General features: G+C 74.7%; 7 protein-coding genes. 2 read left to right on the top strand and 5 right to left on the bottom strand.

Going from position 1 to position 6000, the window contains the following annotated elements:
- Positions 1–132: 132 nt before the first annotated feature.
- Complete coding sequence (locus ACI78Q_RS21920; RefSeq protein ID WP_456925578.1) at positions 133–756, bottom strand: hypothetical protein; 624 nt, start codon at positions 754–756, stop codon at positions 133–135.
- Between the two features lie 262 nt (positions 757–1018).
- Here ACI78Q_RS21920 and ACI78Q_RS21915 point away from each other — a divergent pair, with 262 nt between their 5' ends.
- Positions 1019–1792, top strand: a complete 774-nt coding sequence (locus tag ACI78Q_RS21915) for a maleylpyruvate isomerase family mycothiol-dependent enzyme (protein WP_456925577.1) — start codon at positions 1019–1021, stop codon at positions 1790–1792.
- A 45-nt stretch (positions 1793–1837) separates the two neighbouring features.
- Here ACI78Q_RS21915 and ACI78Q_RS21910 read toward each other — a convergent pair whose 3' ends face one another.
- Complete coding sequence (locus ACI78Q_RS21910; RefSeq protein ID WP_456925576.1) at positions 1838–2839, bottom strand: transglycosylase domain-containing protein; 1002 nt, start codon at positions 2837–2839, stop codon at positions 1838–1840.
- 61 nt (positions 2840–2900) lie between these two features.
- Between ACI78Q_RS21910 and ACI78Q_RS21905 the strand changes: the two genes are divergently transcribed.
- Positions 2901–3536 (top strand): TIGR03086 family metal-binding protein, encoded by a 636-nt coding sequence (locus ACI78Q_RS21905; RefSeq protein WP_456925575.1) that lies wholly within the window; start codon positions 2901–2903, stop codon positions 3534–3536.
- Here the strand turns inward: ACI78Q_RS21905 and ACI78Q_RS21900 are convergent.
- The 3 genes from ACI78Q_RS21900 to ACI78Q_RS21890 all read right to left on the bottom strand — a co-directional run bounded on the left by ACI78Q_RS21900 (position 3521) and on the right by ACI78Q_RS21890 (position 5982).
- The gene (locus ACI78Q_RS21900; RefSeq protein WP_456925574.1) at positions 3521–3964 is read right to left on the bottom strand and encodes a hypothetical protein; all 444 of its coding nucleotides are present in this window, start codon (positions 3962–3964) and stop codon (positions 3521–3523) included. The two genes, ACI78Q_RS21905 and ACI78Q_RS21900, sit on opposite strands and share 16 nt — an antisense overlap.
- A 111-nt stretch (positions 3965–4075) precedes the next feature.
- Positions 4076–4747 carry a hypothetical protein gene (locus tag ACI78Q_RS21895; protein WP_456925573.1) on the bottom strand — a complete coding sequence of 224 codons (672 nt, stop codon included), beginning with the start codon at positions 4745–4747 and terminating at the stop codon, positions 4076–4078.
- Positions 4748–4899: 152 nt separating this feature from the next.
- The gene (locus tag ACI78Q_RS21890) at positions 4900–5982 is read right to left on the bottom strand and encodes a WD40 repeat domain-containing protein (RefSeq protein ID WP_456925572.1); all 1083 of its coding nucleotides are present in this window, start codon (positions 5980–5982) and stop codon (positions 4900–4902) included.
- Positions 5983–6000: the final 18 nt, after the last annotated feature.

Genomic DNA, 6000 nt, shown 5'->3' with positions numbered 1-6000 from the left:
CCCCCCCCCCCCGCCCCCCCACCCCCCGCGCGGGGGGGGCGGGGGGGGGGGGGGCGGGGGGCCCCCCCCCCCCGCGGGCCCCCCCCCCCCAGGTTCCGCAGGAGCACACCCGGCCGGGCCGCCGGTGGGCGCTCACACGGTCGCGGGCACCCGCAGGTGGGCGATGGCGAGGTCCATCTCGGCGACGTCCACGATCTTGGCGCCCATCGCGCGGGCGAACTGCTCGCGCAGCGAGCGCGCGTGGCGACGCACCAGCCCGAGGGCCTCGCGGGTCTCGAAGCTGGTGACGCTGACCGTCCGGCCCTGCCGCCGGTCGACCAGCATGCTCAGGCTGCAGAAGCCGGGCAGCTGCTGGAGCTTGGGCATGAGGTTGATCCGGTAGGCGTCGAGCAGCTCGTCCACGTGGTTGGGCGCGATGCGCGCCCAGGTGACCTGCGCGCCGGCGCCGTCCCCGGCCGGGCGGTCGCGGTGCAGGATCGCGATCTCCCACTGGTGGACGTCGGCGGAGTGGCCGCCGAGGGTCTGCACGAGGTGCTCCTGGACAGTGCGGTCCTCCGCCGCGGTGGCGCGCATGGACTGCTCGTCGGTCCACGCGGTCGCGACGATGCAGCGGCCCCCGTCGTGGTCGGCGAGCACGGAGAGGCCGACGCAGCCGTCGGCCCTGTCCACGGCGGGTAGCACCTCCGCGCGCAGGTAGGTGATGCCTTTCTCGATGTCGTCCGGATTGCCGTGGATGCTGGTGGATCGCGCGTACAAGCGGCCGCTCCTCCCGGTCGGGCGGGTGTGACGGCGCTCACCCTCCCGCTGACCGGGCGGGGCAGCAAGCGGTCGGCCGGTGGCCTCCTCGGCGCAGGCGCAGCTGCCTCCGTGGCGGGTCTTCCGGCACCGACGTACGGGCACCGAGGGTGAGCGGCGCGCCGGGTCGCACTCCGGGCCGCCGAGGCACCTGTCGCCGGCGACACGCGGCTGCGAGGGTGCGCGGCTGACCCCTCGAGGTCCCCGACAGGGAGGAGCAGCCATGACTCCCTCCGCCGTGCGGTCGGCACCGGACATCCCGCGGATCCGGCACGACGAGGCGATGCGGCTGACCGCGACGGAGAACGCCCGGATGCTCGACCTCCTGCGACAGCTGGCCCCGGGGGACTGGACGGCGGCCACCGACTGCACCCGCTGGACGGTCCGGGACATGGTCGTGCACCTGATCGCGTCCGCGCAGGCGCAGGCCAACCCGGTGGAGTTCGCCCGCCAGGTGCTGACCGGGCGGAGACTGACCGCGCAGATCGGCGGAGAGCACTGGGTCGACGGACTCAACGAGGCGCAGCAGCGCGCCCGCACCGACTGGACCCCTGACCTGTTGCCGCAGCGCTGGGAGACGGCGGCGGCAGCGGCGCTGGCCGCCCGCCGCCGCATGCCGGCACCCGTCCGCGCGCTCCCGCTCATCCCGATGGGCACCGCGCTCGGCACCGACCTGGGCTGGAAACCGCTGGGGTACCTCTTCGACATGGGGTTCACCCGGGACGTGTGGACCCACCGGGTCGACATCACCCGCGCCGTCGGACGACCGATGACGCTCACGGTCGGGCACGACGGGCGGATCGTCGCTGACATCGTCGCCGAGTGGTCACAGCTGCACGACGACCCGTTCACCCTCGAACTGGCCGGCGCCGCCGGCGGGACCTACACCGCGCGCGGCGGTGCCGCGCCGATCACGCTCGACGCGGTGGAGTTCGTCCGGATCCTGTCCGGGCGCGGCGAGGGCGGGGGCGTGCTGCGCCACAAGCTGCCCCTGTAGACGGCGGGAGCCGGCACCCCGCTCCATCGGTCATGGGCGGCGCCGTCAGGCGGTGCCCTCCGCGGCGATCAGGTCGGCGACCTCCTGCGGCCGGGCCGAGCAGTCGTCGTCCGCGGCCGGCTGGTCGGCGGCGAGACCGGTCACGCCGGCGTCCTCGACCGGCTGGAAGCCCAGGCGCTCGATGTGCCGCGGCACCCGGTTCTGCGCGTTGACCACGTGGGAGCGGGAGAGCCAGCCCCGGCCGTCCTCGACGTCGAAGTCCAGGCCGCCCCCGGGTGCGCGCCGGACGTGCCCGGGGGAGGGGAGCAGGCCGACGAGCTGGACGGCCTGGGGCACGGGGAGGTCCTGCGGCGGGGAGTCGAAGTAGTACCAGCTGGCCGCGCAGACGCCGTAGATCGTGGGCCCGAACTGGGCGTAGTTGACGTAGAGCTCGAGCATGCGGCGGTCGTCGAGCGCCAGCGCGAGCTCGGCGGACAGGCCGGCCTCGACGACCTTGCGCCAGGCGCTCATCTCCTGGTTGAGGAACAGGTTCTTGGCGACCTGCTGCGGGATGGTGGAGCCCGAGGGGTCCTCCTCGCCGGCCAGGTGCGCCTCGGCGCGCGCCATGAGGGCGTCCCACTCGAAGGCGCCGGAGCGGTAGGGGAGGGCGGCGTCCTCGTGCGCGATGACGGCGGCGAGGAAGTTGCGGGAGACGTGCTCGACCGGCACCGACTGCTGGACGACGTCGCCCGGGTTGGCCGCCATGAACGCGGTCGTCGGCGGGTCGACCCACCGCAGGCACAGGACCACCAGCGCCTGGACGACGGCGACCGCGGCGAGCACCCGTACGAGGCGGCGGACGAGCTTCCGGCGGGGCCGGGGCGGTGCGTCGGGGCGGTTGCTGGGTGCCGGGCGCCGGGCGGGCTGTTCCGCCTCGGGGGCGGGCGCGTACGGGCCGGAGTCGTACGGCGCCGGGACGTCGTCCCATGGGGTGTCGTCCTGGGGCCGGGAGCGGCGGAGGCGCGGGAGGCGGGCGGTCAGCCGGCGGTCGGGCGGGACGTGGGCCATGGGTCTGGTGCTCTCCCCGGTCGACGAACCGTCATGGTACGGCTACCCATGGTGTCGGGCGGTGAGTTGCGCGGCGTCCGGCGGTCTGTACCGCATGCAGACGACGCAGATCGACCTCGGCCCGCAGGTCGAGGTGCTCAAGCGGGTGGTCGCGGGCGTGCGCGACGACCAGCTCGACGGCCCGACGCCGTGCGCGGACACCACGGTGGCCGCCCTGCTCGACCACATCGCGGGCCTCGCCGTTGGGCTGCGACTGTCGGCCGAGAAGAACCCGGACCCGTCACCGCCGCGGGCCTCGGCCGACCACCTGCCGCCGCAGTGGCGCACGGTCATCCCCGCCGAGCTGGACGCGCTGGTCGCCGCGTGGCGCCGGCCGGAGGCGTGGGAGGGCGAGACCGCGGCGGGCGGGGTGACGATGCCGGCCGCGGGGATCGGCCTGGTGACCACCGACGAGGTGCTCGTGCACGGCTGGGACCTCGCGGTCGCGACCGGCCAGGAGTTCGAGGCCGACCCGGCCGCGGTGGAGGCGGCGACGGCCTTCGCGTCTGAGGTGGCCGCGGGGCCGCCGACGCCCGGGCTGTTCGGCCCGCCGGTCCCCGTGCCGGACGACGCCCCGCCGCTGCACCGGCTGCTGGGCCTCACCGGCCGCGACCCGGACTGGCGCCCGCCGTCGGGGAGCAGTCAGCCCACGGGCTGAGGGGCGGGGGCGACGGTCCGGTGGCGGCCGAGCCACGTGTCGGCCAGCCGGACCGTCAGCAGGGGCAGCAGCGCGATGGTCGCGAAGACGGCGGCCCCGGCGGCGGCCGTGCCCAGCCACTGGGCGGCGCTGAACCCGACGGTGCTGCCGATCTCCTCGCCGGCCACCCCGACGGCCGGCACGCAGAGGAACACCGCGCCGGCGACGGGCAGCAGCCACCGCAGCCAGGAGGTGGTGAGGCCGGCGACCAGCCCGCCCGGCGCCGCCACCAGCACGTAGAGCAGGAGGATGAACACCGTCCCGCTCCACGAGAACGACGGCGATCCGCCGCCGGCCAGGGTCACGAGCGCCATGAGCCCCCGGGACACCGCGCCTAGCACCACCCCGGCGACCACTGCCGCGAGCACCCCGAACCCGATCCCGCGCACCACTCTTCGTCCTCCCGCCGTTCCGATGGCGGCGGCACGGTACCGGCGGGGCGCCCGCGGAGGGGAGGCGTTCCGGCACCGCGTCGATCAGCCCACGACGAACGCGGTCAGCTAGGGCTCTGCCGTTCGCCGCCGGTTGACGGTCAGGGCGAGCACGTTGAAACCGTCGTCCTCGTCGTCCGGCGGCACATCCACGGTGTAGAGCCAGGTTGTGTCAGTGCGGTACTCCCATGTCTCCGCTTCTCGGTCCAGTCGTCGCGCATGGAAGGTGAAGGACCACCGCCCGTCTCCGTGGTGCGTCTCCTCGATGACGTGCGCGTGTTGCTGTGGGATGCCGTATGCCACTTCGTAGGTCTTGGGTGCCCCCTCCGGCCAAGCGACGCACGTGGCGGCGAGCGCTCGACGTAACGCCTGCTCCCGGGTGAGCGGCTCCGATCGACCAGTACGCCTCGCGAGGTCGGCCTTGCGTTTCAATGCCATGACCAGCGCGTCCAGGCGATTCCCGATCACCCCAGCAGCGCCTGCCTCGATGACGAACTCAAGAACAGCCCCGATGTCGAAGAACGCATAGTCGCCTCGAAGTTCTTGTTTTGGCGGCTCCTCTCCGGACACGGCCCACCAGTAATGACCGTGGCGAGTTCTGACCTCAGGCGTCGGCGCCTTCCGGCGCAACCGGGAAATCCCAGTCCGCTTCGTGACCGCGTCGCGTCCGATGTCCAGGAGTTCTTGCCGCGAGGGCGCCTCGGCCGACTCCTCAAAGGGAACCTCCGCGAACACCACCACTCGTGATTCCGTGTACGCCAAGTCGCCCACCCCTTGCGCACCTACAGAACATGGATCCTCCGGTCCCACTGTCGAGGTCCGATGTCCCGGACACCAGTACTCGTCGCCCACAGGCGCCCGGTCACGGCCTCAACTGGCACCCCACGGCTGGATCAGCCCACGACGAACGCGGTCGACTGGGGTCCGTCGTCGTCCAGGCACGCGCCGGTGACGACCACACTCCCGCCGTCCCCGAGCGGCGCGACCGCACCGAACACTCCGGTGCCCTCGCACAGCCTCGCCGCGCCGATGCGGTCGCCGGTCGCCAGGTCGACGGTGACCAGCTCTGCGGGAAACGACAGGTCGGCGAGGGGGAACGAGACGAGCCGGCCGTCGGGGTCGAGGACGGCGTCGAGCGCGGTGTCGCCCGCGCCGTCGACGTCCACCAGCGTGCGCTGCTCGCCGTCCGCCACGGTGACCAGCCGCCCGACGGCGCGGGCCTCGCCGAGGTGGAGGGCGGCGACGGCGGTGCCGTCCGGGGCGATCTGCAGGGCGGTCGCGGCGCTGCCCCGCTCGGGCACCAGCTCGACCGGCTCGCCGACCGGCCGCAGGTCGCGGTCGAGGAGCACGAGGACGGCGCCGGTGCCACCCGCCGGGCGGTCCGCGGTGACCAGCGCGGCGAGGCCGCCGTCCGGGGTGAGGGCGAGGTGGGTGACCGGTCCGGACGTCGCCCCGGTGCCGAGCACCGCGCCGGTGACGACGTCGACAGCGGTGACCACGGCGTCGCGGGCCGCGAAGAGGGTGCGGCCGTCGGGGGAGAGAGCGACGGCGGACGGCGGCCCGCCGGGGTCCCACGGGGTGGTGATGACCTCCGAGGTGTCGGGCGGGACGCGCGTGAGCTCGTCGCCCGCGACGAGGACGGTGCCGTCGGGTGCGACGGCCAGCTGGGCCGCGGGGTCGACGGCCGGGATGGCGCGGACGTCGGTCGAGACACCGGCGTCGCCGAGGGACAGCCGCACCAGCCAGCTCTGCGCGGCGTCCACGGCGCCGAGGAGGGCGACCGGCGTCCCGGCGGGGGAGGCGGCGAGGTCGTAGATGACGACGTCGCTGCCGACGGCGGCGTCCAGGTCGAGGGTGGCGACGAGCTCGCTGCGCTGGGGCGCGGGCCGGCCGTCCCCGCGCAGCTCGGAGGCGGTGCACCCGGCGACCACCAGGGCCAGCGCGAGCAGCACGGCGGTGCGGCGGGCGGCGGGCATGTCGGCTCCGGGCGTCGT

The sequence above is a fragment of the Geodermatophilus sp. SYSU D00705 genome (genome assembly GCF_054050135.1).
This window is presented reverse-complemented; position numbering and strand designations above follow the sequence as displayed.